This is a genomic window from Croceicoccus sp. Ery5 (assembly GCF_020985325.1).
In the GTDB taxonomy this organism is placed as follows: Bacteria; Pseudomonadota; Alphaproteobacteria; order Sphingomonadales; family Sphingomonadaceae; genus Croceicoccus.
Window position 1 is genome coordinate 1,686,418 of sequence record NZ_CP087587.1, and the last position, 24,364, is coordinate 1,710,781.

General features: G+C 62.9%; 24 protein-coding genes and 1 tRNA gene. 16 read left to right on the forward strand and 9 right to left on the reverse strand.

The genetic code is table 11. The features are described from left to right. Positions 1 to 12 precede the first annotated feature (12 nt). Complete coding sequence (gene serA, locus LOZ74_RS07810; RefSeq protein ID WP_230293575.1) at positions 13 to 1,596, forward strand: phosphoglycerate dehydrogenase; 1,584 nt, start codon at positions 13 to 15, stop codon at positions 1,594 to 1,596. A gap of 70 nt (positions 1,597 to 1,666) precedes the next feature. Beyond that, positions 1,667 to 2,848 carry an ATP phosphoribosyltransferase regulatory subunit gene (locus LOZ74_RS07815; protein ID WP_230293576.1) on the forward strand — a complete coding sequence of 394 codons (1,182 nt, stop codon included), beginning with the start codon at positions 1,667 to 1,669 and terminating at the stop codon, positions 2,846 to 2,848. Here the strand turns inward: LOZ74_RS07815 and LOZ74_RS07820 are convergent. After that, positions 2,842 to 3,597: an alpha/beta hydrolase gene (locus LOZ74_RS07820; protein ID WP_230293577.1), complete on the reverse strand. Its 756-nt coding sequence runs from the start codon at positions 3,595 to 3,597 to the stop codon at positions 2,842 to 2,844. The two genes, LOZ74_RS07815 and LOZ74_RS07820, sit on opposite strands and share 7 nt — an antisense overlap. Positions 3,598 to 3,896: 299 nt before the next feature. Here LOZ74_RS07820 and LOZ74_RS07825 point away from each other — a divergent pair, with 299 nt between their 5' ends. From LOZ74_RS07825 to LOZ74_RS07835, 3 genes are all read left to right on the forward strand, one after another. Next, on the forward strand, positions 3,897 to 5,186 hold the full coding sequence (locus tag LOZ74_RS07825) for an adenylosuccinate synthase (RefSeq protein ID WP_230293844.1): 1,290 nt from the start codon (positions 3,897 to 3,899) through the stop codon (positions 5,184 to 5,186). Positions 5,187 to 5,267: 81 nt separating this feature from the next. Further along, the gene (locus LOZ74_RS07830; protein WP_230293578.1) at positions 5,268 to 6,266 is read left to right on the forward strand and encodes a MarR family transcriptional regulator; all 999 of its coding nucleotides are present in this window, start codon (positions 5,268 to 5,270) and stop codon (positions 6,264 to 6,266) included. Between the two features lie 97 nt (positions 6,267 to 6,363). Continuing rightward, positions 6,364 to 6,454: transfer RNA gene (locus tag LOZ74_RS07835), tRNA-Ser, on the forward strand. Positions 6,455 to 6,577: 123 nt separating this feature from the next. Here LOZ74_RS07835 and LOZ74_RS07840 read toward each other — a convergent pair. From LOZ74_RS07840 to LOZ74_RS07850, 3 genes are all read right to left on the reverse strand, one after another. Beyond that, positions 6,578 to 7,447, reverse strand: coding sequence for a helix-turn-helix domain-containing protein (locus LOZ74_RS07840; protein WP_230293579.1), 870 nt, complete (start codon positions 7,445 to 7,447; stop codon positions 6,578 to 6,580). A 177-nt stretch (positions 7,448 to 7,624) separates the two neighbouring features. After that, positions 7,625 to 9,001 (reverse strand): FAD-dependent oxidoreductase, encoded by a 1,377-nt coding sequence (locus LOZ74_RS07845; RefSeq protein ID WP_230293580.1) that lies wholly within the window; start codon positions 8,999 to 9,001, stop codon positions 7,625 to 7,627. Continuing rightward, a complete protein-coding gene (locus LOZ74_RS07850; protein WP_230293581.1) occupies positions 8,991 to 9,212 on the reverse strand; it encodes a hypothetical protein in 222 nt (73 codons plus the stop codon). The genes LOZ74_RS07845 and LOZ74_RS07850 overlap by 11 nt, the downstream gene beginning before the upstream one ends. Positions 9,213 to 9,233: 21 nt before the next feature. Between LOZ74_RS07850 and LOZ74_RS07855 the strand changes: the two genes are divergently transcribed. The 6 genes from LOZ74_RS07855 (at position 9,234) to LOZ74_RS07880 (ending at position 14,904) form a co-directional block, all read left to right on the forward strand. After that, positions 9,234 to 10,037, forward strand: a complete 804-nt coding sequence (locus tag LOZ74_RS07855) for a GntR family transcriptional regulator (protein ID WP_230293582.1) — start codon at positions 9,234 to 9,236, stop codon at positions 10,035 to 10,037. A gap of 134 nt (positions 10,038 to 10,171) precedes the next feature. Beyond that, complete coding sequence (locus LOZ74_RS07860) at positions 10,172 to 11,353, forward strand: MFS transporter (protein ID WP_230293583.1); 1,182 nt, start codon at positions 10,172 to 10,174, stop codon at positions 11,351 to 11,353. An 86-nt stretch (positions 11,354 to 11,439) separates the two neighbouring features. Then, entirely contained in the window at positions 11,440 to 12,393 is a 954-nt protein-coding gene (locus LOZ74_RS07865; RefSeq protein WP_230293584.1) for a hydroxymethylglutaryl-CoA lyase, read from the forward strand. After that, positions 12,390 to 13,088, forward strand: coding sequence for an isochorismatase family protein (locus tag LOZ74_RS07870; protein WP_230293585.1), 699 nt, complete (start codon positions 12,390 to 12,392; stop codon positions 13,086 to 13,088). The genes LOZ74_RS07865 and LOZ74_RS07870 overlap by 4 nt, the downstream gene beginning before the upstream one ends. Next, positions 13,085 to 14,005, forward strand: a complete 921-nt coding sequence (locus LOZ74_RS07875) for a polysaccharide deacetylase family protein (RefSeq protein WP_230293586.1) — start codon at positions 13,085 to 13,087, stop codon at positions 14,003 to 14,005. The genes LOZ74_RS07870 and LOZ74_RS07875 overlap by 4 nt, the downstream gene beginning before the upstream one ends. Continuing rightward, positions 14,002 to 14,904 (forward strand): polysaccharide deacetylase family protein, encoded by a 903-nt coding sequence (locus LOZ74_RS07880; RefSeq protein ID WP_230293587.1) that lies wholly within the window; start codon positions 14,002 to 14,004, stop codon positions 14,902 to 14,904. The genes LOZ74_RS07875 and LOZ74_RS07880 overlap by 4 nt, the downstream gene beginning before the upstream one ends. Before the next feature lie 85 nt (positions 14,905 to 14,989). Here LOZ74_RS07880 and LOZ74_RS07885 read toward each other — a convergent pair whose 3' ends face one another. Continuing rightward, positions 14,990 to 16,192: an NAD(P)/FAD-dependent oxidoreductase gene (locus tag LOZ74_RS07885; RefSeq protein WP_230293588.1), complete on the reverse strand. Its 1,203-nt coding sequence runs from the start codon at positions 16,190 to 16,192 to the stop codon at positions 14,990 to 14,992. Between the two features lie 42 nt (positions 16,193 to 16,234). Continuing rightward, positions 16,235 to 17,008 carry an arylmalonate decarboxylase gene (locus LOZ74_RS07890; protein ID WP_230293589.1) on the reverse strand — a complete coding sequence of 258 codons (774 nt, stop codon included), beginning with the start codon at positions 17,006 to 17,008 and terminating at the stop codon, positions 16,235 to 16,237. A 232-nt stretch (positions 17,009 to 17,240) separates the two neighbouring features. Here LOZ74_RS07890 and LOZ74_RS07895 point away from each other — a divergent pair, with 232 nt between their 5' ends. From LOZ74_RS07895 to LOZ74_RS07915, 5 genes are all read left to right on the forward strand, one after another. Next, on the forward strand, positions 17,241 to 18,311 hold the full coding sequence (locus LOZ74_RS07895; RefSeq protein WP_230293590.1) for a class I SAM-dependent methyltransferase: 1,071 nt from the start codon (positions 17,241 to 17,243) through the stop codon (positions 18,309 to 18,311). After that, positions 18,308 to 18,616, forward strand: coding sequence for a hypothetical protein (locus tag LOZ74_RS07900; RefSeq protein WP_230293591.1), 309 nt, complete (start codon positions 18,308 to 18,310; stop codon positions 18,614 to 18,616). Before LOZ74_RS07895 ends, LOZ74_RS07900 begins: the two co-directional genes overlap by 4 nt. 147 nt (positions 18,617 to 18,763) lie before the next feature. Continuing rightward, a complete protein-coding gene (locus tag LOZ74_RS07905; RefSeq protein ID WP_230293592.1) occupies positions 18,764 to 19,678 on the forward strand; it encodes a polysaccharide deacetylase family protein in 915 nt (304 codons plus the stop codon). Positions 19,679 to 19,680: 2 nt separating this feature from the next. Beyond that, the gene (locus LOZ74_RS07910) at positions 19,681 to 20,559 is read left to right on the forward strand and encodes an oxaloacetate decarboxylase (protein WP_230293593.1); all 879 of its coding nucleotides are present in this window, start codon (positions 19,681 to 19,683) and stop codon (positions 20,557 to 20,559) included. Then, entirely contained in the window at positions 20,546 to 21,178 is a 633-nt protein-coding gene (locus LOZ74_RS07915; RefSeq protein ID WP_230293594.1) for an isochorismatase family protein, read from the forward strand. Before LOZ74_RS07910 ends, LOZ74_RS07915 begins: the two co-directional genes overlap by 14 nt. On the opposite strand, the gene leuD is transcribed toward LOZ74_RS07915, so the two are convergent. From leuD to LOZ74_RS07930, 3 genes are read right to left on the reverse strand one after another with little or no spacing between them, the layout of a single operon-like run. Continuing rightward, entirely contained in the window at positions 21,175 to 21,780 is a 606-nt protein-coding gene (gene leuD, locus LOZ74_RS07920) for a 3-isopropylmalate dehydratase small subunit (protein ID WP_230293595.1), read from the reverse strand. The genes LOZ74_RS07915 and leuD overlap by 4 nt on opposite strands. Beyond that, positions 21,777 to 23,180: a 3-isopropylmalate dehydratase large subunit gene (locus LOZ74_RS07925; protein WP_230293596.1), complete on the reverse strand. Its 1,404-nt coding sequence runs from the start codon at positions 23,178 to 23,180 to the stop codon at positions 21,777 to 21,779. Before LOZ74_RS07925 ends, leuD begins: the two co-directional genes overlap by 4 nt. Before the next feature lie 3 nt (positions 23,181 to 23,183). Further along, positions 23,184 to 24,353 carry a CaiB/BaiF CoA transferase family protein gene (locus LOZ74_RS07930; RefSeq protein ID WP_370638888.1) on the reverse strand — a complete coding sequence of 390 codons (1,170 nt, stop codon included), beginning with the start codon at positions 24,351 to 24,353 and terminating at the stop codon, positions 23,184 to 23,186. Positions 24,354 to 24,364: the final 11 nt, after the last annotated feature.

Sequence of the window (24,364 nt, forward strand, 5' to 3'; positions counted from 1 at the left end):
GAAAGGCTTACCATGGCCAGGCCGAAAGTCCTTATTTCCGATAAGATGGACCCCAATGCCGCCCGCATTTTCGAAGCGCGCGGCTGCGATGTCGATGTCATCACCGGCGAAACCCCCGAACAGCTGATGGCCCGCATCGGCGAGTATGACGGGCTTGCGATCCGCTCGTCCACCAAGGTGACTGCCGACATTCTTGAGGCCGCGACCAATCTGAAGGTCATCGGCCGCGCCGGGATCGGGGTCGACAATGTCGATATCCCCGCCGCCAGCGCCAAGGGCGTCGTGGTGATGAACACGCCTTTCGGCAATTCGATCACAACGGCCGAACATGCGATCGCCATGATCATGGCGCTGGCCCGCCAGATTCCCGCCGCCAATGCACGCACGCAGAACGGTGAATGGCCCAAGAACGATTTCATGGGCGTCGAAGTGACCGGCAAGACGCTGGGCCTGATCGGTGCGGGCAATATCGGCGCGATCGTCGCCAGCCGCGCGCTGGGCCTTAAAATGAAGGTCGTCGCCTATGACCCGTTCCTGACCGAGGAACGCGCTGTCGAGCTGGGCGTGGAAAAGGTCGATCTGGAAGCCCTGATCGAACGCGCCGATTTCATCACGCTCCACACTCCGCTGACCGATGAAACACGCAATATCCTCAATCGCGAACGTCTTGAACGCACCAAAAAGGGTGTGCGCATCGTGAACTGCGCCCGCGGCGGTCTGATCGATGAGGCAGCGCTGAAAGACCTGCTCGACAATGGCCATATCGCGGGCGCGGCGCTGGATGTGTTCGCGAAGGAACCGGCCAAGGAAAGCCCGCTGTTCGGTACGCCGAACTTCATCTGCACTCCGCATCTTGGGGCATCGACTACCGAGGCGCAGGTCAATGTGGCACTGCAAGTGGCCGAGCAGATGGCCGATTATCTCGTCAATGGCGGCGTGACCAACGCGCTCAACATGCCGTCGCTGTCGGCGGAAGAAGCGCCCAAGCTCAAGCCCTATATGGCACTGGCCGAAAAGCTCGGCTCGCTGGTTGGGCAGCTGGCGCATGGCAATCTGACCCGCATCGGGATCGAGGTTGAGGGCGCTGCGGCCCAGCTCAACATCAAGCCGATCACCGGCGCGGTGCTGGCCGGGCTGATGAAGCGTTATTCGCAAAGCGTGAACATGGTCAACGCCCCCTTCCTTGCAAAGGAACGCGGCCTTGACGTGCGTGAAATCCGCCGCGAGCGCGAAGGCGACTATCAGACGCTGGTGCGTATCAAGGTCGATACCGATGCGGGCGAACGCAGCGTTGCGGGGACCCTGTTCGGGAAGACCCAGCCGCGCCTTGTCGATATTTTCGGCATCGGCATCGAGGCCGACCTCACTGGCGACATGCTTTACGTGGTGAACGAGGATGCGCCGGGCTTTATCGGCAGCATCGGGTCGCTGCTCGGTAAGAGCGGCATCAATATCGGCACGTTCCACCTTGGCCGCCGCGAAGCGGGCGGGGAAGCCGTACTGCTGCTGTCGGTCGACCAGCCGATTTCGCAGGATGTCATGAAGCAGATCTGCGAGACGCCGGGCGTGAAGACCGTCAAGGCGCTTTCGTTCTGATCTGAAGAGGCAACGAGGGGCAGGCGGGAACGCTTGCCTCTCTTCGCCCGCCACCCTACACGCGCCAGCGATGACCAAGCCGACCGCCATTCGACCGCCGCGCAGCGGTGCGCCCGATCCCGATCTGCTGCCCGAGGGGCTGGCCGACCGCCTGCCGCCGCGCGCGGCCGAAGCGATGCGTGTAACCCGCGCCATGGTCGATGCAATGGCGGCCCATGGCTATGATCCGGTTCAGCCGCCGCTGGTCGAATTCGAACGCTCGCTCGCCGCGCGCATGGCGGGCGTGCGCAAGAACCGCATGGTGCGCTTTACCGATCCCGTATCGCTGCGCAGTTTGGCGGTGCGGGCCGATATGACGGTGCAGGTGGGGCGCATTGTCGCCACCGGCATGGGCGATGTGCCGCGCCCTTTGCGCCTGTCCTATGCGGGGCAAGTCTTGCGCATCAAGGGCGACGGCCTAGATCCGGAGCGCGAGCAGTTACAGATCGGCGCCGAAATCGTCGGTGCCGATAATGTCGCCGCCGCTGCCGAGGCTGTGCTGCTTGCCATCGAAGCGTTGCGGGTGGCCGGGGCGACCGGTATTTCGGTCGACTTCACGCTGCCCGATCTGGTGGACACGCTGGCCGAGCGGGCGCATCCGATGGATGCCGAAACGACCGATGCGGTCCGGCACGAGCTGGATGCGAAGGACGCGGGCGCGCTGACTGCCGTGGGTGGAGAGGCATTTCTGCCGCTGCTTTATGCGACCGGCCCATTCGATACGGCCATTGCCAAGCTGGAAGAATTCGACCGCGCCATTATCGATGGCGGCGCGCTGGGCACGCGCATCGCGGCACTGCGCGAGATTGCGGCGCTGGTGGGCGATGCCGCGCGCCTGACGCTGGACCCGACCGAACGCCACGGATTTGAATATCAAAGCTGGTTCGGCTTCACGATCTATGCCGACGGGCTGCGCGGCGCGCTGGGGCGTGGCGGCACCTATCGCGTGACCGGTGAGGGTAAACCCGGCCAGCCCCCGCATGACGAGGTGGCGACAGGCTTTTCGCTCTATCCCGATCCGCTGGTCGATGCCAACGCACTGCCGGTGGCCAGCCGGATCGTGTTCCTGCCGCTCGGCCATGATCGCGAGGCCGCTGCTGCGCTGCGCGCCGAAGGCTGGCGCACGCGGGCAGCCCTTACCGAAAGGGACGAGGCAAAGGCGCTGGGCTGCACCCATGTGCTGGGCGCCAGCGGACCCGAAGCGGTTCAGTAGGCGCGGCTGCCGAACAGCCCTGCCAGCCATTCGTCGACGATCGGCGTCGCATCGGAATCGCTGCGGCCCAGCATCGCATTGATGCGGTTGTGCCCTTCCATGCCGCGCCCTTTGACGCCCGCCACCCTTGCGCGGGTTCCGCCGCTCTCCAGCGCATCGGCAAAGGTAAATGCCTGCCGCTCGGCATCGGGCCGCTCGACATGCAGCAACAGGAAGTCGCGCGCATTGCCCGTGGCCGTATGGCTGGCGGGCGACAGCGACGATTGGCGCGCTGGCCCCGAACCGAACGCGATCTGATAGGCAAAGCCCAGTAAAGGCCCCGCGTCCATGATCTGGCTGGGCACGTCATAGGCGGCACCGTCCAGCAGCGCGACGCCACCGATATCGCCCGGCGTCAGGCCATAGCGTTTCAGGTAGCGCGGATCGGTCGCCACCAATGCCGCCAGATGCGCGCCCGCGCTGTGCCCCATCAGCACCACACGCCGCGTATCGATGTTCAGATCGCGCGCCTGCTCCAGCAGGCTGGCAAGCGATGCCGCCACATCGTCGGCCTGGTGTTCGATGTCGACCTCGGGCAGCAGCCGGTAGTTGACGCTGGCGAGCTGGTATCCGGCCTGTGTGTAATGGCGGATCTTGGCCTCTCCGGTGGAATCGGATTTGTCTCCGCCGATCCATGCGCCGCCATGGACGAACAGAATCAACGGGCGCGGACCGGGCGAGGGGGAGCGATAGAAATCGAGCCGCTGCAAGGGGTGCGATCCAAAGGACAATTCCTGCGCTGCGGGTACGGTCCGGGCAGCGGGGACAGATGCTGGCGCCGGGGCAGGGGCGGATACCTGCGCCGCGGCCAGCGGCGCGACTGCCAGACAGCCGGCGCAAGCGAAGGCGGAAAGGGAGAAAATCGACCTCATAGGCGGTTCAATAATGCGCGAAAGCTTTCTCTCACCCGAACAGGCCGGTATTTAGCGTGCCGATCCCCTTGCCGAGCGCAGCGCCACCCCCTAAGCGCCGCTACGGAGTTTCTGACATGGTCTGGAAAGGCAATACTTTGGCCAATGTGACGGTAATCGGCGCGCAATGGGGCGACGAAGGCAAAGGCAAGATCGTGGACTGGCTGGCAAGCCGCGCCGATGCGGTGGTCCGCTTTCAGGGCGGGCACAATGCGGGCCATACGCTGGTCGTCGGAGACGTAACGTATAAGCTGTCGCTGCTGCCTTCGGGTATCGTTACGGGCACTTTGTCGATTATCGGCAATGGCGTGGTGCTGGACCCCTGGGCGCTGAAGGCCGAGGTGGAGAAGCTGACCGCGCAAGGCGTGACCATCAATCCCGAGAATTTCGCGATTGCCGATAATTGCCCGTTGATCCTGCCCTTGCACCGCGATCTCGACGGTTTGCGAGAGACGGCGGCCGGTGCAGGCAAGATCGGCACCACGGGCCGCGGCATTGGCCCTGCCTATGAAGACAAGGTCGGTCGCCGCGCGATCCGAGTTTGCGATCTGGCGCATCTGGATTCGCTCGACCCCCAGATCGACCGGCTGTGCGCGCATCACAACGCCCTTCGCGCCGGTTTCGGGGAAGAGCCGGTGGACCGCGAGAAACTGCTCGCCGATCTGCGCGAGATTGCGCCCTATGTGCTGCAATTCGCGCAGCCCGTGTGGAAACGGCTGAACAAGGTGCGCAAGGCGGGCGCCAAGATCCTGTTCGAGGGCGCGCAGGGCGTGCTGCTTGACGTCGATCACGGGACCTATCCGTTTGTGACCAGTTCGAACACGGTCAGCGGGACGGCTGCCAGCGGGTCGGGTCTGGGGCCCGCGGCCAGCGGTTTCGTTTTGGGCATCGTCAAGGCCTATACCACCCGCGTCGGTTCGGGGCCGTTCCCGACCGAGCTGGACGATGCGACCGGCCAGAAGCTGGGCGAGCGCGGGCATGAATTCGGCACGGTGACGGGGCGCAAGCGCCGCTGTGGCTGGTTCGATGCGGTGCTGGTGCGGCAGGCTTGCGCGATTTCGGGCGTGACCGGCATTGCGCTGACGAAACTCGACGTGCTTGACGGTTTTGACACGGTGCGGATTTGCACCGGCTATCGCCTCGACGGCAAGATCCTCGATTATCTGCCTTCCCACGCGCAGGAACAGGCGCGGGTCGAGCCGATCTACGAAGAATTCGAAGGCTGGAGCGGGACCACCGCAGGTGCGCGCAGCTGGGCCGATCTGCCCGCTCAGGCGATCAAATATATCCAGCGAGTTCAAGAGCTTATCGAAACGCCCGTAGCACTGGTTTCGACCAGTCCGGAACGGGAGGATACGATATTGGTGCGTGATCCCTTTATGGACTGATTGCGGAACATCAGCGGAACATCTTGACATGTTTCCGTAATGTTCCTTAGTTGTTCCTTGTTACAGGGGAGCAACCGAATCATGCAGATCGCCCAGCCTTTCGTATTCGACGATGCAGAAGACATGCGCGGCGATGCCGACAGGGCATCGGTGCCGGTTTCGGTTCTGTCGGACAGGGCACGCATCCGCGCCGGTCTGGTCGACCAGCTGTTAGAGGCGGGGCTGATGATCCGTCAGGCGGAGCCGCTTGACCGGTTGTTGTCCGACGATGCGTTTGTCCTGGGCGACATCGTCGTCATCGATATTCCTGTTCCCGGTGCCGAATTCCTGGCGGCACTTGCGCGGCTTGATGCCCGGGCCGCGCATAGCGGGACACAGCTTGTCGTCTCCACGACGGTTGGCGGTATCGATGCGGTTTTCGGCGCGATGGATTGCGGGGATGTGCAATTCCTTATCGATCCGTCGCCTGCCGAATATGCGCTGGCGATCGGCTATGCGCTGGCGCGTCTGCCGGGGCGTTCGGTCCATGAACTGGCGCGTGAGGATCATCTCGCTCTCGTCCGCCTTACGGAACAGGTTCACTCGCTCGCGCGCAAGCTTGGCGGCGTGCCGGGTGAGGCGGCTCCGGCGGAACAGCTGCGTTCGCCGTCTTTCGCCTATATGGCGCGCCCCGTCGCGGACAAGCCGGCGGCTGAATTGCCGGTCAGCGGGAAGGGGGCGTTTGCACAGAACGATTTGCCGCCTGCCGCCTTGCTGCGCGAAATTATCCGGCAGCGGCAATTGCGTGCGAATTTCTTTGAAGGCGAGTTATTCGCGGATCCTGCATGGGACATGTTGCTCGACCTGACGGCGGCGCGGGCCGAGGGGCGCGACGTTTGCGTTTCCAGCCTGTGCATCGCGTCGGGCGTTCCGGCGACGACAGCGCTGCGCTGGATCGGCCAGATGACCGATGCGGGGCTGTTCGAACGCCTGCCCGATCCGGCTGACCGTCGCCGTGCGATCATCCGGCTCAGCAAGGGCGCTGAACAGGCGATGTGCGCCTTTTTCGTGCGGATCGGCCCCTCTGTCGCGGCGATCTAGGCGGGAATTCCGGCGCATTCGCATCTTTGCGCATCTGGTGCCTTGCACAATTGCAGCGCGGGGGTTAGGGCGCGTTTCCCCAACGGGACAGGCAAGCGGAGCGGTGGCCGAGTGGTCGAAGGCGCACGCCTGGAAAGTGTGTATACGGTAACCCCGTATCGAGGGTTCGAATCCCTCCCGCTCCGCCAGACTCTTCGTCGGCCACTGTCGTGCAATGCTGCTTACGCAGCGGTTGGATCTAACGAATAGGCAGTTAGGCCTGACGAACCCTCCGACGTCCGCCACCAGACCAATCGAACCGGCGATTTGCCCTAAAGCAGCTTGGAAATCTCGCTCGCGCACTGGCGTAATTCGGGCATCAGTTCCTTGACGGCCAGACGCAGTTCGATCGTGCTGGAAAAGAACGCCACGGTCAGTGCGCCGTCGATCTGGTCGTCATGCATGATCGGCACGGCAATCGACGATGTCTTACCCGGATTGCGCGTATGCTGGACAAAGCTGCGCGTGGCATAGCCGTCGGACTTGATCGTGTGCAGCAGGCCGCCTTCGATCGCCAGTTCGACCATGTGGCGCGTATCCTCGTCGCCAAATCGGCGCAGCTGGTTCATCACCGCGTCGCGCACGTGTTTCTGGCAGTTGGCTAGATAAACGAGGCCCGCCGAACATTCCAGCACCGGCATGGCATAGCCGGGCTGGTAATCGTTGAAGGTCAGCGATGTCATTGCATGGGTCGATGCGCCGATCACCATCGATCCGCCGACATGGGTGGTCAGGGTGATGGGCCAGCCGACACGCATCGTCAGCTCTTCCATCAACGGGCGGGCAACCTCGACCAGTTTGGAGGCATTGTCATAACCGCTGGCAAGGCTGCGGACCTTGGCCGTCGGGCGATAGCGTTTGGACTTGTCCTCCCGCTCCAGCAGGCCTTCGCACACCAGCGTCTTCACGATGCGGCATGCGGTGGGATAGGGCACGCCCGAACTTGCCGCGATTTCGGTCATGGTAAGCGAACTTTGGCTGTTCACGACCTGCAGGACCGAAATGGCCCTGCTGATCGACCGGATCGGTATGCCGCGATCGTTATCGTCCGCGCCTTGATCTGCGCTATGGCCGGGTCCGGTTTTTTGGTCCGGTCCGGCGTCCCTGCGCGTTTGAAGCGGGATTGCTGCCCGTGATGCCATGATCAGGTTTCCTATCGCTGTTCGATCAAAGCATATGGCGAAACTCTATTTGTTTCAATATCAATACAAAATAGAGGTAACTCTCTGTAAAATCATACCTATTGGTAAAAATCGGTAGACTCAAATCGCTGTGCGTGATCGCCGAATTGTCACTGTGCGATCAGAGTCGCCCAAGGTTCAGCCGTTATTGATCTGCCTGGCAGCCGCGCGTCCGGCCAGCTTGCCCAGCGTGGTCGCGGTCAAAAGACCGTTTCCCGCCATATAGCCGTCGGCCCCGTCGCCCGAGACGCCGCGCGCCGCGCCGCCACCGGCAAACAGGTTGGGAAATCCGCTACCGTCAGGTTTCAGAACGCGGGCGTCATCGTCGACGACCAGCCCGCCCTGCGTATGGAAAAGAACCCCTGTGACCTTGGCGGCGTAGAACGGAGCGGCCAGTTCGGGCTTGCCGGTGAAATCGCGGCCGAACCGGTCCTCACCTTCGCCACGGGTCAAGGCGGCAACCTCTGCTATCGTGTCGGCCAGCGCAGCCGCGGGCAGGCGGGTCTTTTCCGCCAGCGCTTCGACGCTTTCCGCCGTGACGACCGCATTGGCCGAAATCGCATCGCGGTAGTCCTCGAACTGCGACATCAGCTCGTGCAGCCGCGCATCGAAGATCGACCATGCGACCCGATCGGTCTGGGCAATCACCTTGGCGGCTTGTTCCGAATAGCCCGATGCCTCGTTGGAAAAACGCCTGCCCTCCAGATTGACCTGAAACCCGCCTTCCATGATCAGCGGCCAGAGAATGGGAATGCCATGCCCGACCGCCAGCCCGCCATGCCCCTGATAGGAGCCGATATCGGCAATGGCCGCGCCCAGTTGCTCGCCCCAGATCAGCGCATCCCCCTTGTTGCCGGGATGGCCGTGGACGATGGCGTCCGCGATTTCGGGTATATAGCGCGCGACCAGATCGGGGTTGCCGGCAAATCCCGAGCAAGCGAGGACGACGGCGTCGCAGGAAATCTCCTCGACCGCGCCGTCGGGGCGCGTGACGGTCAGCGATGTGACCCGGTCGCCGTCGGTGCCCAGCGCGGTGACGGTCGCATCGGTCAGGATCATGACGCCTGCATCCTCGGCGGCGGATTGCAGGCTGGCGATCAGCTCGCCGCCCGAACGCGTAGGGGTGCCATACATGCGCTGGACCGAATGGCCCGGATAGGTAAAGCCGCCGACGAGTTCGAGCGGAATGCCATGGCTGTCGCGCATCCACGCGATCGTATCGGGCGATTCCCTTGCAAGATTGAGTGCCATGGCCGGATCGGCGGTGCCCTTGGTCTTGCGCGTGATATCAGTGGCGAAAATTGCAGGACTGTCGGAGATGCCCGCGGCGGCCTGTTCGGGCGTTCCCGACGCAGGGATCAGTCCCGTCGACATGGCGGTCGAGCCCAGCGGCGTGCCGTCGCGTTCGATCACCAGCACCTCGACCCCGGCATCGGCCGCAGCCAATGCCGCGCAAAGGCCGGTTGCCCCCGCGCCGATCACCGCCAGCGGGATGTGCATCGTGTTATCGTTCATCGGATGCTCCAAATGCGTTGAGAAACAGGGAGAAGCGCTCTGCCTGGCTTTGCATATTTGCTATATGTGCAAGACATAAAAACGCTCTGGCAAGCAGCTTTGGCGCATGCAGGGCATAGTTTGCCATCTGATCGCCTGGCGGATTTATCCAGCGGGCGTGCGCAGGGCGATAGACATTGGCGCGGCGGAGCATCACAATTTCATCCGCCATATCGAACAGGGGACACAATCGTTGCCAGCCAGCAAGCAATCCGCAGACAGGGTCAAGCCGGACCAGGGTGACAATCTGGCGCGCGACGCGGCGATACCGCTCTATCACCAGATCTATCTGACCCTGCGGGACGAAATCGCGCGCGGCGCGCGTCCTTTCGGGTCGCCCATGCCGACCGAGATGGAGCTTGGCGAGGCCTATCGCGTATCGCGCATCACTGCCCGACGCGCTTTGGACGAGCTGGCGCTGCGCGGCTATGTCGAACGGCGCCGTCGTCTGGGGACGCGCGTAATCTATCGCGAACCGAACAAGACTATCGACGCGCCGGTCGATCAGGCGGTCGAGTCCCTGATTGCCTTTGGTCACAATACCGATGTGAAGGTGCTGGAAGTCACCACCGGACCGGCCGAGGCGGCGATTGCCGCAAAGCTGGGTGTTTCGGAGGATGAGCCGGTGGTGCGCGCGGTGCGGTTGCGGTCGACCAAGGGCGCGCCGCTGGGCGCGATCATCAGCCATATGCGCAGCGGGCTTGGCGTGCGGATCACGCCCGAAACGCTGACCGGCACGCCGATCCTGTCGCTATTGCGCGAGACCGGGATGCATATCGGCGGGGCAGTGCAGACGATCGAGGCAATGAACGCCGATCCCGAGCTTGCCTCGATGCTGCAGATCGAGCCGCGCGCAGCGGTTCTGCATGTCGAACGCCGGATCGAGAATGACGATGGCGCGACCGTGCTGGTGACCAATGCCTATTACCGGGCGGACCGCTATCGCCTGTCGCTCGATATGCACGAAACCGGACAGTTCACACCCGAATTCGGCTGAGGGCAGAGCGGGGGTGCCTGTTCGGCCCCCGCAAATATTCGCCTGTCGAACGAAGCGGCATTCGGTCAGCGCCTGTCCGGCCTGCTTGTACGAATATCGCCATGAACCGATTGGGACGCATCAAGGGAACCGGAATGACGAAGAGCGGTGTCGGCCGTGAGTTTGCAGACAGTTGGCAGGTCGTGCTGCTGGCCGGTCTGGCGATCAGTGTCGGCATGACGGGGATCGGCTTTTATTCGCTGGGCCTGTTTGTTGCGCCCTTGCAGGCGGAATATGGGTGGAGCCGCGCGGCGGTTTCGGGCGCGGCGACGTTCGAGCAATTGGGAATTTTCCTGTCCGCACCTGTCGTCGGCAGGCTGGCCGACCGCTTCGGGGCGCGGCCCGTGGCCATCGTCAGCTTCCTGCTGACACCGCCTGCCTTTTACGCATTATCGCTAACGGGGCCTTCGGTCTGGTCGTGGTATGGATTGTGGCTGCTGGTGTCGATTGCCGGTTGCGGTACGACTCCCGCGATCTGGGCGCGGGTTGTTTCCATGCGGTTCGATGCGGGGCGCGGGCTGGCCCTGGGCCTTATGCTGGTGGGAACGGGCGTAGCCTCGATCCTGTCGCCGATGCTGCTGGGGCCGGTGATCGCGGCACATGGCTGGCGCGTGGCGGTTATGGCGATGGCGGCCATCGTGCTGGTCGTGGGCCTGCCGGTCAGCCTGCTGACCCCGCGCGAGAGAATGGTGACCACTGCGGACGAAGCGCCAAGGCCGCGCGGCCATTTCGAGCGGAACCGCCAGTCGCTGACCCTGCTGGCGGTCGCGCTGCTGCTGGGTGCGATCGTCGCGGGGCTGATCGTGCATCTGGTGCCAATGCTGATCGACGGCGGAATGGATATGGCGTTGGCAGCGGGGATCGCGGCGCAACTGGGCGTTGCGGTACTGGCCACGCGCATCATCGCGGGCGTTTTGTTCGACCGGTTCCACGCGCCCTTTGTGGCAGCAATCCTGCTGCTGTCTCCGGTCATTGCCAGCGCCATCCTGCTATATGGCGGGCCGGTGTTCCTTGCCGCGCTCATGCTGGGCGTCGCCGCGGGGGCAGAGGTCGATATGCTGGCCTATCTGACGGGGCGCTATGTGCGGATGGACAATCTGGGCGCATCGTACGGGCTCGTGCTCGGCTTCTTTTGTCTTGGCGCGGCATTCGGTCCCTTGCTGTTCGGGTGGAGCGTCGACCTGACTGGCGACTACGACTTCATTCTCGCCCTGTCCGCGGTGATGCTGCTGGCCGTGGTGGCGGCAATCGCGACCCTTGGCAAATATCGCGCATAGCTGCGCGGGGCCGGCCATCGGCTTGCGTCCGGCTTCATTTGGTATATGTATAGGACAAATAGAGGCATTCGGAGTCGTATCGGCCCATGGAAATTCTGGTAAGCGAAGTCGGCCCGCGCGACGGACTGCAAAACGTGAAGGCGACCATGCCGACCGCAGCCAAAAAGGCGTGGATCGACGCGCTGGTCGCTGCAGGCGTGAAAGAGATCGAGGTCGGCAGCTTCGTTCCGCCCAAGCTGATCCCGCAACTGGCGGACACGGCCGAGATCGTCGACTATGCGCGCGGCCATGCCGGACTGACCGTGGCGGCGCTGGTGCCCAACCGGCGCGGGGCGGAAAACGCGCTCAGGGCGGGCGCGCACAAGCTGACGCTGCCGCTTTCGGTGTCGGAAGCGCACAGCCTTGCCAATCTGCGCAAGACGCATGACCAGGTGATCGAGGAAGTCGCAGGCGTCGCCGCGATGATCCGCGAACTGCCCGAAGACCAACGCCCCCATTTCGAAGGCAGCCTGTCGACCGTGTTCGGCTGCACGCTGGAAGGCATGATACCCGATGCCCAGATTCTTTCGCTCGCCACGCGGCTGATGGAAGCGGGCTGCGACGAGGTAGGCCTGTCGGACACCACCGGCTATGCCACGCCGGGCGAAGTCAAGCGCCTTGTGAAACTGGTGCGCGGCGAAGTGGGCGATGCGGCAGTGCAGGGGCTGCATCTTCATAATACGCGCGGTCTGGGCCTTGCCAATGTGGTCGCGGGTATCGACGCGGGCATCACCACCTTCGATGCCTCGCAAGGGGGGCTGGGCGGCTGCCCGTTCGCGCCCGGCGCCAGCGGCAATATCGTGACCGAGGATCTGGTGTTCATGCTCCAGTCCATGGGTTTCGAAACCGGCATCTCGATCGATGGCTTGCTCGCATCGCGCAGGATCGTGGCAGACGCCTTGCCCGATGAACCGCTTTACGGCTTTGTGGCCGATGCCGGATTGCCGAAAGGCTGGGAGGCAGAGCGTGCGGCCAGCGAAACACAAAAGGAAAACGCATGACACAGGGCACGAAAATGGCCGGGACCCGCATGGTAAGCGACGGGCGCACCGCGAAGCAGATATTCGAGGATGTGATGGCCAATCCGGCCCGCGCCAAGTTCGGATTCGGCAAGAAGCTCGCCATTGTGAATGTCGATTTCCAGAACGCCTATACCAATCTTGAAGAGTTCAAGACGGCGTATGAAACCGATCCGCGCCAGATCGAATATGCCAATACGATCTCTGCCCTTGCGCGCAAGGCGGGTATGCCCGTGATCTGGACGCATGTCGCCTATATGGACAGCGCGGCCGATGCGGGCGTGTGGGGCACGCGTACCGATACGCCCGACAGTCTGCAAAACATCAAATACGACAGCCGCCGCCACGAATTCGATGCGCGCTGCGAGATCGATTACGGCGTCGACGCCATCTATACCAAGCGCATGCCCAGCGCGTTTTTCGAAACGCCGCTGCAAAGCCTGCTGGTGTGGCATCAGGTCGATACGGTCGTGGTCACCGGCGGCTCTACATCGGGCTGCATCCGCGCGACGGCGGTGGATTCGCTCAGCCGCGGTTATCGCACCATCGTTCCGATCGAGACATGCGCCGACAAGCATGAAAGCTATCACTATGCCAATCTCACCGATCTTCAGCTGAAATATGCCGATGTCGTGCCCGTGCAGGATGTGATCGACTGGTTCGGAGCAAACTCGTGAGGGAAGGCGAGCGCGATCCGGGGCTGTATGATTTCCGCCCGTGGAAGAACCGTCCGCCGCTGGAATGGCCGGATGGCAAGAAGGTCGCCGTCTGGGTTTCGCCCAATCTGGAATTCTATGAAATCGACCCGCCCGCGAACCCGCATCGCAAATCATGGGCAAGGCCGCATCCCGATGTCGTCGGCTATGGCCATCGCGATTACGGCAACCGCGTCGCGCATTGGCGCATGGCCGACGTGATGACAAAGCACGGCTTTCCCGGGTCGGTCAGCCTGTCGGTCGCCATGTGCCAGCATATGCCCGATATCATCGCCGACGCCGATGCGCGCGGATGGGAATTCTTCAGCCACGGCATTTACAACACGCGCTATTCCTATGGCATGGACGAGGCGCAGGAGCGCGCGATCATCGAGGATTCGATCCGCACCGTGCGCGAGGCGACCGGCCAGACGATCAAGGGCTGGCTGGCCCCCGCGCTGACGCATACGCCGCGCACGCTGGACCTGATTGCCGAATACGGCCTGTCCTATACTTGCGACCTGTATCACGACGACAGGCCGAACCCGGTGCATGTGAAATCGGGCAGGCTGATCTCGATGCCCTACAGCCTCGAGGTGAACGACCATTACGGATTTTTCGTCTATAATATGAGCCCGCGCGAATATGCCGATACGCTGATCCGGCAATATGACCGGCTGGCCGAAGAAGGCGGCACGGTGATGTGTATTCCGCTGCACGCCTATCTGATCGGACAGCCGCATCGCATCGGCCCGTTTGAGGAAGTTCTGCGCCATATCGCAGCCGACGGGCGCGCATGGATCACGCGCAGCGGCGATATCGCCGATCATTTCATGGCCACCGGCGCCTATGACGCGGCCGCCGCCGATGCCGCGCAATATGCTGGAGAAAAGGCATGAGCCTGGACCCCGCCTATACCCGATACCCCATGCGTCGTAAGGGCATGGACCACGATCTTTACGAATGGTCGAATATTCACCAGCGCGCTCCGCTGTCATTACCGGGCGGGGCGAAGATGGGCGTGGCCCTGCTGGTCAGTCTGGAATGGTTTCCGATCGTTCCGGGGGATGCGCCGTTCAAGGCGCCGGGCCATATGCAGACGGCCTATCCCGACTATCGCCATTATACCGCGCGCGAATATGGCACGCGGGTGGGCTTTTACCGCTTGCTCGACGCTTTCGCGAAAGTGGGGGCAACGGCGACGGTCGCCGTCAATGCCGCGATTGCCGAACGCTATCCAACCATCATCGCCGACATACTGGCCGCAGGGCACGAGATTGTCGCCCATTCGACCGATATGGACGGCACGATCGACAGCACCTTGTCCGAGGATGCCGAACGCGCGTTGATCGTGCAGTCGCGCGACACGCTGGCTGCCGCCATCGGCCATGCGCCAAAGGGCTGGATGTCGCTCGCGCGCTCACAAAGCTTCAACACGCCGCGCCTGCTGGTGGAAGAGGGTTTCGACTATGCGCTCGACTGGGTGAACGACGATTTGCCCTATTGGCAGACGACGCCCGCGGGCAGGCTGGCGGCGGTACCATATAATCACGAACTGTCCGACCGGCAGATCATCGTCACGCAGCAGCATTCGGCGGACAGCTATGTCGAACAGATGCAGGATGCGTTTGGCTGGCTGGCGGGCGAGGGCAATCCCCGCGTGCTGCCGCTGCATGTCACGCCCTATGTGATGGGCCTGCCGTTCCGCATGGGCGCGTTCGAAAGCCTGCTCGGCTGGCTGAAGGATCAGCCCGATACCGTATTCGTAACGGCGGGCGAACTGGCCGCAGCGATCTAGGCGCCGCCTTTCGCCGGATTTTTATAGGATTAATACGGGGCCGCGCCGGAATGAGGGAGGTGGCGCGACCCCGTAAGCGGCTGCATCAGTCGATCGACGCAGCCTGTTCAAGGCTTTCGAACATCGCTTGCCGCAGCAGATAGCGGCGACGCTTTTCGTCATCACCGGCCAGCGATTCCATGGCTTCGCGGCGCTTCTTGTGCGCTTCGCCCTGACCGGCACGCATGATTTCCATGTTTTCCATGGTCTGGCGCTGGGTGAAATCGAACGTGACCTTGCGCCGCTGGCGATCGAATTTTTCCAGCAAAGCGGCATCGGCGCCTTCTTTGATCACTTCGACCAGTTTCGAACACAGGTTGAACGCGTCATGGATGCCGCTGTTCATCCCGAACCCGCCCAGCGGATTGTTGAGATGCGCGGAATCGCCCACCAGCAGCACGCGGCCATGATTGAACTTCTTCGCCACGCGCTGGTGCACGCGATAGATCGTGCGGTGCTGCGTTTCGACCTGCGCGCCATCGCCCATGATGCCGTCGAAGACCTGGTTCTTCTTGGCATCGGACAGCAGGAATTTCTCGTCCTCTTCATCGGCAGGGACCAGTACGCGCCAGACCGACGGGACGCGCAGCAGGACCAGCCATTCCTGCGGGTCGGAGACATAGTTCACATAGGCGAGGCCCGGCATCGCCTGATCGATCGGATATTCGGTCGACAGGGTCAGGAAGCGTTCCGGATAGGTGAAACCGTCGAATTCGATGCCCAGCCATTTGCGCACCAGCGAATTCGCGCCGTCGGCCCCGATCAGGTAATCGGCGCGGATCTTCTCGATACCGATGGCGGTTTCGACATGGACGTCGACGCCGTCGGCATCCTGCTCGAAGAAGGTGACGCGGTGGCCGAACAGCACTTCGGCCTGCTGCTCTTCCTCCAGCCGGGAAGAGAGCATGCGGGCGAGGTGATATTGCTCGCACTGGATGCGGAACGGATAGCGCGTGACGTCGGAGATTTCGGAGAGGTCGAAGCTCAGCACTTCGCCGCTTTTGCGGTCGCGCCAGTGATAGACCGGCGCTTTCAGACCCATCTCGATCAGTTTGGACGTTACGCCCAGCTCGTCCAGCATTTCCAGCGTCGGCGGGTGAAACGTCGATGCGCGCAGATCCTGCGCACAGTCATGCCCCGTTTCGCACAGGACGACATCGATGCCCTGTTGCGCCAGATAGGCCGCGGCGACGCTGCCGACCGGCCCTGCGCCTGCCACGACGACCTGTGTCCTGCGGGTGGTATTCATGAAGTCCCCTGAAATAGCAGAATATGCGCGCGCAGCGGCGCGTCAGAAATCGGTGAGGAGCCGGCCGAAGCCGGAGATCTTGTCCGCGATCCCGTTGGCGCGCAGCGCGTGCCAATATGTCGCGGTGTTGATGGCGATCACGGGCTTGCCCAGCCACAATTCGGCGGCCGCGGCGAAGTGCGCGGTGCACAGATTGGTGCCCACCTGGATCAGCGCGTCGACATCGTCGCCCTCCAACGTGTGAAACGCCTCGCGTAGGCGCGCCGGGGAAACCTGTGCGATCCGGGTCCACGACCGGCATTGCAAGGCCACGTCACGCACGGTTTCATAACCGTGATCGGACAGATAGTTACGCACCTGCTCGTTCGCGCTGGGCCAATAGGGTGATACGAAGGCGACCTTGCCGATATGGCCATAGGCTTTCAGCGCGGCGACGACGGCTTCGGCACCGGTCGATACGCCGACGCCCGCGATCGATTCGATATTCTCGCGCCAGCGGCGTCCACCCTCGGCCCCGCCGTAGAATGTGACCGCGCTCATCCCCATGACAAGGTAATCGGGCCGGCACGTCATCACCCCGCGCACGGCGGCGGCGGTATTGCTGTCAATTTCTTGCGTGCCCGCCATGAAAGTCTCGTCCGAGACTGCCTGCGCATCGTCGACGATGATGCGGCTGTAATGGTTCGTCACCCCGTATGGACGCATCGCATCGAATTCGGGCTGCACAATTGTATTGGTCGACGGACCCAGCACGCCGAACAATTTGCGGAAACCTAGATTGTCGGGTGACTGGTCTGCGCCGTTGGGCATATCCATTGAACCGGCCTTCTTTTACTTTCGGCTGATCCATGGCCTATCGGTCCCGAACGCAGCGGGCGAGCATGGTGGGGTCGCATGATCGACAGGCGATCACCGATCCGTGAAGCGCAAAACCGATTGCCAAAAACGCGATAGAGGCGCTGCATGGTAACGTCCCGCAGGGGAGTCAGCGTGTCATGTCCGTTGAAAAACGGGACGATTTGCCGATGCGACAGGAAGGAGAGCCATTGTGAATTTCACCCTTCGCCAGCGCGGCCGCGCCCTGATGGATTTCGAAGTTGCCGTCCGTTTGGCCGCAGGGCGATTGCAAATGCGGGCCGAGCGCGAGCTGGCCGACAAGGGTGTCAGTGCCGACACCCTGCCCGATGACATGGATGAGCGGCACCGCGTGATTGACAAGGCGCTGGCCGGATCGCCGGTTTTCGAGGCGCGCGCGTTGCTGGGGGAATGGACCGCCAAACAGCATGGCCTTGCCGCCGTGCAGGCCTTCGATGAACTGCGCGGGGAAATCGTCCCCGAAATCGAACGCCTGCGCGAAGGGGCGACGACGCTGACTCACCATGATTTCGCCGCGCCCGATTACTGGTCCAAAATCTGGTTCCACCGCACCCATGGCGGTTGGGACGGGGGCGATTACAACGGCTTTGTGCATGGCGAGATCGTGCACCGCAAATATGTCTCGAAAGTCTTCCCCGGCGATGTCTATGCCAATCGCCGCACCGTGCTGCACAGCCTGCCTCGCGCCGATTACCGCCGTATTTTGGAAATCGGAACGTCGTCGGGCCACCATACGCTGGCCATTGCAGAGGTCTTTCCCCATGCGAAGCTGACGGGCGTGGACCCGTCGCTGCGCATGCTGGAACAGGCGCAGCGCGTCGGCAATGAAAAGGGGTTCGACTGGAACCTGCACACCGCCATCGGCGAGGATATGCCGATGTTTGCCGATGACAGTTTCGATCTGGTCACGGCCTATGCGATCCATCACGAAATGCCGGTCAAATCGATCCAGGCGATTTTTGCCGAGGCGTTTCGCGTGCTGGAACCCGGCGGCGACATGATCATGGCCGATATCGCGCGCACCCATACGCTGGACCGGATGACGGCGTGGCGCTTCGACTGGCTGGCGCGCTGGGGCGGAGAGCCGTTCTGGCGATCGACCGCAAGGCTCGATATGGTGCCGATGGCGCAAGCCGCCGGCTTTGTCGATGTGCGCGGATGGCACCCGCGCGCGGGAGCGGACCCCTATATCATCTATGGCCGCAAGCCCGCCGCCAAAGCGGCAATGGAGGCCGGAAAATGACCGACGAGACAATGACCGGCCAAACAAAATACGCGGACGGACAACAGGGCAGGGACATCACGGGCGATCGGCAAATACTGCCCGAAACGCGCATCGACGATGTGGCCGAGGCAGTGATCGCATTGGCCCGCGAATTATGGGTGGTCGCCGACCGTCAGATCGTCACCGAGGCGGTGCTGGCTTCGAAAGGCATCGATGTTGCGGAAATCGACCGTTTCCAGCCCGACGAAGCGACCGAAGCAAGGCTGAACGAAAGGCGCGAGCAGATACTTGGCAATCTCCTCGTCGCTCTGAAAGCAGGTTAGGTGGCAGGCGGTTCAGGCCCCGACATTATCGCCATGCGATCATTGCCCGCGTCCTGGCTGTGCCCTTGTGCAGGCAGGGATCATGGCGAATGAAGACCCGTGGCAAATCGCGCCGGCGGATACGCAACCCGAAAGGCAGGAACAGCAATGGAATATGATTACGTCCCCCTTCCGCAACGCAATGCGTTGAAATGGCCGAACGGGGCGCGTGTCGCGTTGATCCTGACGTTCAATCTGGAAACGTGGGACCTGACCAAGGATACGGACAAACCCTATTACGCGGGCGGGCCGTCGATCCTGCCCGATATCCTGCCGGGCCATACCGCCGATTTCCCCAATTTCACCTGGCGCGAATATGGGCAGCGCGTGGGCATCTGGCGGCTGTTCGACCTGTTCGACCATATGGGCGTTCCGGCCAGTTGCACCACCAATGCCGTCACTTTCGAACGCCGCAAGGCGATGACCGATGCAGTGCTGGAACGGGGCTGGGAATTGCTGGCGCATAACTGGGAGCAGGGCGAGTTGCTGACCGGTTTCGCGCAAGACCCCGCCAAAGAGCGCGAGGTCGTGCTGCGCAGCCTTGAACAGTTCGAGAAATTCACGGGGCGCAAGGCCAAGGGCTGGCTGTCGTCGTCGCTGCGCGGCACGATGCGGACGGCCGATATCCTCGCCGAACAGGGCTGCACCTATTACTGCGATATTATGAATGACGATCAGCCGTTCATGCTGCGCACCCCCAACGGGCCGATCGTGTCGGTGCCCTATTCCAATGAAATCAACGATTTCACCTTTATCACGCGCAAGAACTTCACCACCGACCAGTTCCGCGACGCTCTGATCGAGGAACTGGATGTGCTGTATGACGAAGGCGCGACCACGGGCCGCATCATGAATGTGGGCCTGCACCCCCATGTGTCGGGCCGTGCACATCGGGTGCGGGCGATCCGCGAATTCATCGAACATGCCAAGTCGCTGCCCGGCGTATGGTGGGCCACGCGTGAGGAAATCGCGGACTGGTATTTGCAAAACCATGAAAGCCATATTCCCGGGCAATTGGGCTGATCATGGCGCGGCCTGCCGCTTCGCATGTCGCCGCCCTTTCGGAACGGCTGGGCGGCGGGCTGTTGTCGGTGCCCGGATGCTGGGACGTGCTGACCCTGAAACTGGTGGAAGAAGCCGGTTTCGGGGCGGGTTTCGTTTCGGGCGCCGCGCTGTCCGTGGCGGCGCTCGGCCTGCCTGATCTGGGCTATATTACGCCCGATCGTATCTGCGACACGGTGGCGCGGATGCGCGATGCCAGCGATCTGCCGCTGATCGTCGATGGCGATACCGGCTTTGGCAATGCGCTGACCTTGCAACGGTTCGTGGCATCGGCCGAACGGGCGGGGGCCAGCGCACTGGTGATCGAGGACCAGACATTCCCCAAGCGCTGCGGCCATCTGGCCGGCAAGAGTGTCGTCGGTGAAGCGGAGGCGGTCGGGCGCATAGCGGCGGCGCTCGACGCGCGGCGCGATACGCTGATCGTCGCGCGCACCGATGCCTTGGGCGTGCTGGGAGTGGAGGCTGCGCTGGAGCGGGTAGAGCGCTTCATCGACGCAGGGGCCGATCTGGCCTTTGTCGAGGGGCCACGGACCATGGAAGAACTGGCACTCGTCGCGCAACGCTTTGGCGGGCGGATCGGGCTGGTCCATAATCTGGTCGAAGGCGGGGTCAGCCCTACGCGAAGCGAAGGCGATCTGGCGCGGCTTGGTGTCAAAGTGGCGCTTCACCCGCTGCTTTTGATGCATCTTCTGGTGGCGCAAGGGCGCAACGGGCTGGCCGAATTGCGCGCCAGCGGCAGCACAAGCGCGCTCGATCCGCAGATGGTGGACTTGCGTGCGATGAACGATCTGATGCGGGCAGGGCCGCTGATCGAACGGGGAAATCAATATGGCGGCGAATGAACCCGCGCTGGAAAGCGATTATGCGGCGGCCGGTTTTGGCGGCGGTCTGGCGGCGGGCGGCAAATGTGCGCTGATCGTGGTCGATATGGTGATGGCCTATCTGGACCCGGCCTCTCCTTTATACGCAAAGGGTGAAGAGGCGCTGGCCATAACGGTCAGGCTGGCCGAGGCGGCGCGGGAGAATGGCGTGGCGGTGGTACTGACCAATGTCGAATATTCGCCCGACGGCCGCGAAGGCGGGATGTTCTTCCGCAAGGTTCCAGCGCTGAAGCATTTTATCAAGGGGTCGCCGCTGGGGGCCTTTCCGGCGGAACTGGGGCCACGGGCTGGCGACAGCGTGCTGTCCAAGCATTATCCATCGGCCTTTTTCGGGACATCGCTGGCACCGATGCTGGCGGCGCAGGGTGTCGATACGGTGCTGATCTGTGGCTATTCGACGTCCGGCTGCATCCGCGCGACCGCGCTGGACGCGTTATGCCACGGCTTTGTGCCTCTGGTGGTGGCTGACGGGTGCGCAGACCGCGATCCGCGGCCGCATGAAGGCAATCTGTTCGATATTCAGGCCAAGATCGGCGAAGTGGTGTCGGCAGAATCCGCGATGGAATTGCTGACCCGCTAGTCCTGTTGCAGCACGTCCCATGCCCACGGACGTGCTGCATTGTCGCGGAGCTGATGCGCACGGATCTGGGCGTCCAGTTCCAGCGTCATGCCGATGGGGTCCAGCCCTTTGACAAGGATGTCCTTATGTTCGGCATCGATGTCGAACGACCATGCCCCGCCGCCGGCGCGGACCTGCTGGGCGGGAAGGTCGACTTCGATCAGCAAACCGTCCCTTGCCAGCGGGGTAGGGTCCATCACGACCGGCAGCAGGCCGTTGCGGATGCAATTGCCATAGAAGATCGGGCTGAAGCTTTCCGCGATCACGACGCGAAAGCCAAATTCGTCCAGCGCCCAGACTGCGTGCTCGCGGCTTGACCCGCTGCCGAAATTGCGGCCGCCCAACAGGATCTGCGCGCCTTCGGCCTTTGGCCGGTTAAGCGCGAAATCGGGATCGGGAATGCGGGCCGCGGCATCGGTATAGCGCCAGTTGGCGAATAATCCGTCGCCCAGCCCCTTCTTGCTGACCGACCGCATCTCGCGCGAGGGGATGATGATATCGGTATCGATATTGTCGCGGATCAGCGCGACTGCGACCGATGATACTTTGGTCAGCGGGGTCATGCGCGCCCTCCCGTCTGGCGCGGGTCCGCGATATGGCCCGCGATCGCCGAGGCGGCGACCGTCGCGGGCGATGCGATATGGGTGCGGGTCTTTGGGCCCTGCCGGTTTTCGAAATTGCGATTGGTCGTGCTTATCACGCGCTCTTTTTCGCCAAAACTTTCGCCGCCTGCGAAGAAACACATCGAACAACCCGGTTCGCGCCATTCGAACCCCGCGTCGAGGAATATGCGGTCGAGCCCTTCCGCTTCGGCAGCGGCTTTCACCTGACCCGATCCGGGGACGCAGATTGCCTTGACGCCATGGGCGATTTTTCGTCCCTTCAACAGGGCGGCGGCGGCGCGCAGGTCGGACAGGCGGGCATTGGTGCACGATCCGATAAAGGCGGCATCGATCGGCAGGCCGGTCAGCGCATCGCCGGACCTTACGTCCATATAGTCGCGCGCGCGGCCGTCCGCCTCATTCGTTTGCCCGTCAATGTCAGCGGGGACACGGCCATTCAGCGACACCGATTGTTGCGGCGCGGTGCCCCAGCTGATCATCGGGCCGATATCGGCGGCGTCGAAATCATGCTCGACGTCGAATGTTGCCCCGTCCTCAGTCGCCAGCGCTTGCCAGTCGGCAGCCGCGCGGTCCCATGCCTCGCCTTTGGGCGCGAAGGGTCGGTCCTTCAGCCATGCGATGGTCTTGTCGTCGGGGGCGATCAGGGCGCTGAATGCGGCCAGCTCGGTCGCCATGTTGCACAGGGTCATACGCTCTTCGATCGACAATGCGGTAATCGCCTCGCCCGCATATTCGACGATGAAGCCTTGCGCCCCGGCCGATCCCAGACGGGCAATGATCGCCAGCGCCAGATCCTTGGCCGTCACCCCGTCATGCAGGCGGCCGTTCACATTGATGCGCATCTGGCGCGGCCGGGTCACGCGCAGCGTATTGGTGGCGAGCGCATGTTCGGCCTCGCTCGACCCGATGCCCCATGCAAGTGCGCCGAACGCGCCCTGCGTGCAGGTGTGACTGTCGGGACAGACCAGCGTGACGCCGGGCAGGACGATGGCGTTTTCGGGCGAGATCACATGGACGATGCCCTGCCGTATATCGCCAATGTCGAACAGGCGGGCACCGGCGCGCTTTGCCGCTTCGCGCGTAGCGACGATGAAATCGCGTCCCGTGGGCATGATGGTCCGGTCGGTTCGGCCCGGCAACGTGTCGACCACATGATCCATCGTCACGAATACGCGCGAGGGATCGCGCACCGCGCGGCCCGCATCCTCCAGCGACATCAGCGCAACGCCGCCGGTGCGTTCATGCAGCAGGATGCGGTCGATCTGGATCAGGCTGACGCGTCCGCCCAGACCGCAAATCTCGTGAATATCCCAAAGCTTGGAGAAAAGCGTCGCGGCCATGGTTTAGCGAGCGCGTCCTGCAAGTCCGGCGCGGATGGTATCGCCATGTTCGTCGATGGCAGGCAGATCGTGCAACACGCCCGGTCGTTTACCATCGAATTCGAGAGGGAGGGAAGGCAGGCGGACCTGCGTACCGTCCGACAGGTGCAGATCGACCAGCCCGCCCGCGGCATTAAGGTGCGGGTCGTCGACCAGCTCGTCAGGGCGCACGATGGGAGCAAAGGGCAGGCCGCATTTTTCCAGCTTCGCCACCAGCGCGGCGCGGGGCTGCGATTTGAACAATTGCTGGATGCGCGGAATGATCTGGTCGCGGGCCTTCACCCGTTCGTTGTTTTCGGCCCATGCCTCGTTCTTTGCAAAGTCGTCGAGCTCGAATTCCTTGCAGAAAACCTTCCACTGGCCGTCGCTGACCACGCCGACGAATAGCTGTTCGCCTTCGTCCGCGGTTTCGAACACGTCGTAGATGGCCCATGCAGAGATACGCACCGGCATCGGCTGCGCGGCGGCGCCGGTCACCGCCTTTTGCGCGATATGCTGGCCGACCAGAAAGGCAGTCGTCTCGTACAGGCTGCATTTGACCTCGCTGCCCTTGCCGGTCCGGTGCCGCTGTTCCAGCGCGGCGAGAACGCCGATCACGCCGAACATGCCGCCGGTGATGTCCACCACCGACGATCCCGCCCGCAGCGGACGACCCGGAGGGCCCGTCATGTAAGCCAGCCCGCCCATCATCTGCGTCACTTCGTCGAGCGCGGTGCGGTTTTCATAAGGGCCGGTCAGAAATCCCTTGGCCGAGCAATAGATCAGGCCGGGATTGTCGGCGGACAGTTTCCGATAGCCGAGACCGAGCCGCTCGAGCGTGCCGGGGCGGAAATTTTCGATCACCACATCGGCGTCGGCGCACAGTTGCTGCGCGGTCGCCAGATCGGTTTCGTCCTTGAGGTCAAGACAGATGCTGCGCTTGTTCCGGTTGAACATCGGGAAATAGCCCGATCCCGAACCCAGCAGGTCGCGCGTTCGATCGCCGCGCGGCGGTTCGACCTTGATCACATCGGCGCCCAGATCCCCCAGGATCACGCCGATCGACGGTCCCATCACCATATGGGTGAATTCGATAATCCTGATACCGCTGAGCGGCGTAGGATTATCGTCGGTTGCAGGGGTGTTGTCGGCCAATTTCGATCCCA

Coding starts and splice junctions, on each gene's coding strand:
- LOZ74_RS07865 (WP_230293584.1), top strand. CDS start 11,440: ATGGAAATTCTGGTAAGCGAAGTCGGCCCGCGCGACGGACTGCAAAAC.
- LOZ74_RS07925 (WP_230293596.1), bottom strand. CDS start 23,180: ATGGCCGCGACGCTTTTCTCCAAGCTTTGGGATATTCACGAGATTTGC.
- LOZ74_RS07815 (WP_230293576.1), top strand. CDS start 1,667: ATGACCAAGCCGACCGCCATTCGACCGCCGCGCAGCGGTGCGCCCGAT.
- LOZ74_RS07880 (WP_230293587.1), top strand. CDS start 14,002: ATGAGCCTGGACCCCGCCTATACCCGATACCCCATGCGTCGTAAGGGC.
- LOZ74_RS07830 (WP_230293578.1), top strand. CDS start 5,268: ATGCAGATCGCCCAGCCTTTCGTATTCGACGATGCAGAAGACATGCGC.
- LOZ74_RS07870 (WP_230293585.1), top strand. CDS start 12,390: ATGACACAGGGCACGAAAATGGCCGGGACCCGCATGGTAAGCGACGGG.
- LOZ74_RS07915 (WP_230293594.1), top strand. CDS start 20,546: ATGGCGGCGAATGAACCCGCGCTGGAAAGCGATTATGCGGCGGCCGGT.
- LOZ74_RS07850 (WP_230293581.1), bottom strand. CDS start 9,212: ATGGCGGATGAAATTGTGATGCTCCGCCGCGCCAATGTCTATCGCCCT.
- leuD (WP_230293595.1), bottom strand. CDS start 21,780: ATGACCCCGCTGACCAAAGTATCATCGGTCGCAGTCGCGCTGATCCGC.
- LOZ74_RS07860 (WP_230293583.1), top strand. CDS start 10,172: ATGACGAAGAGCGGTGTCGGCCGTGAGTTTGCAGACAGTTGGCAGGTC.
- LOZ74_RS07890 (WP_230293589.1), bottom strand. CDS start 17,008: ATGGATATGCCCAACGGCGCAGACCAGTCACCCGACAATCTAGGTTTC.
- LOZ74_RS07900 (WP_230293591.1), top strand. CDS start 18,308: ATGACCGACGAGACAATGACCGGCCAAACAAAATACGCGGACGGACAA.
- LOZ74_RS07910 (WP_230293593.1), top strand. CDS start 19,681: ATGGCGCGGCCTGCCGCTTCGCATGTCGCCGCCCTTTCGGAACGGCTG.
- LOZ74_RS07845 (WP_230293580.1), bottom strand. CDS start 9,001: ATGAACGATAACACGATGCACATCCCGCTGGCGGTGATCGGCGCGGGG.
- LOZ74_RS07905 (WP_230293592.1), top strand. CDS start 18,764: ATGGAATATGATTACGTCCCCCTTCCGCAACGCAATGCGTTGAAATGG.
- serA (WP_230293575.1), top strand. CDS start 13: ATGGCCAGGCCGAAAGTCCTTATTTCCGATAAGATGGACCCCAATGCC.
- LOZ74_RS07840 (WP_230293579.1), bottom strand. CDS start 7,447: ATGGCATCACGGGCAGCAATCCCGCTTCAAACGCGCAGGGACGCCGGA.
- LOZ74_RS07885 (WP_230293588.1), bottom strand. CDS start 16,192: ATGAATACCACCCGCAGGACACAGGTCGTCGTGGCAGGCGCAGGGCCG.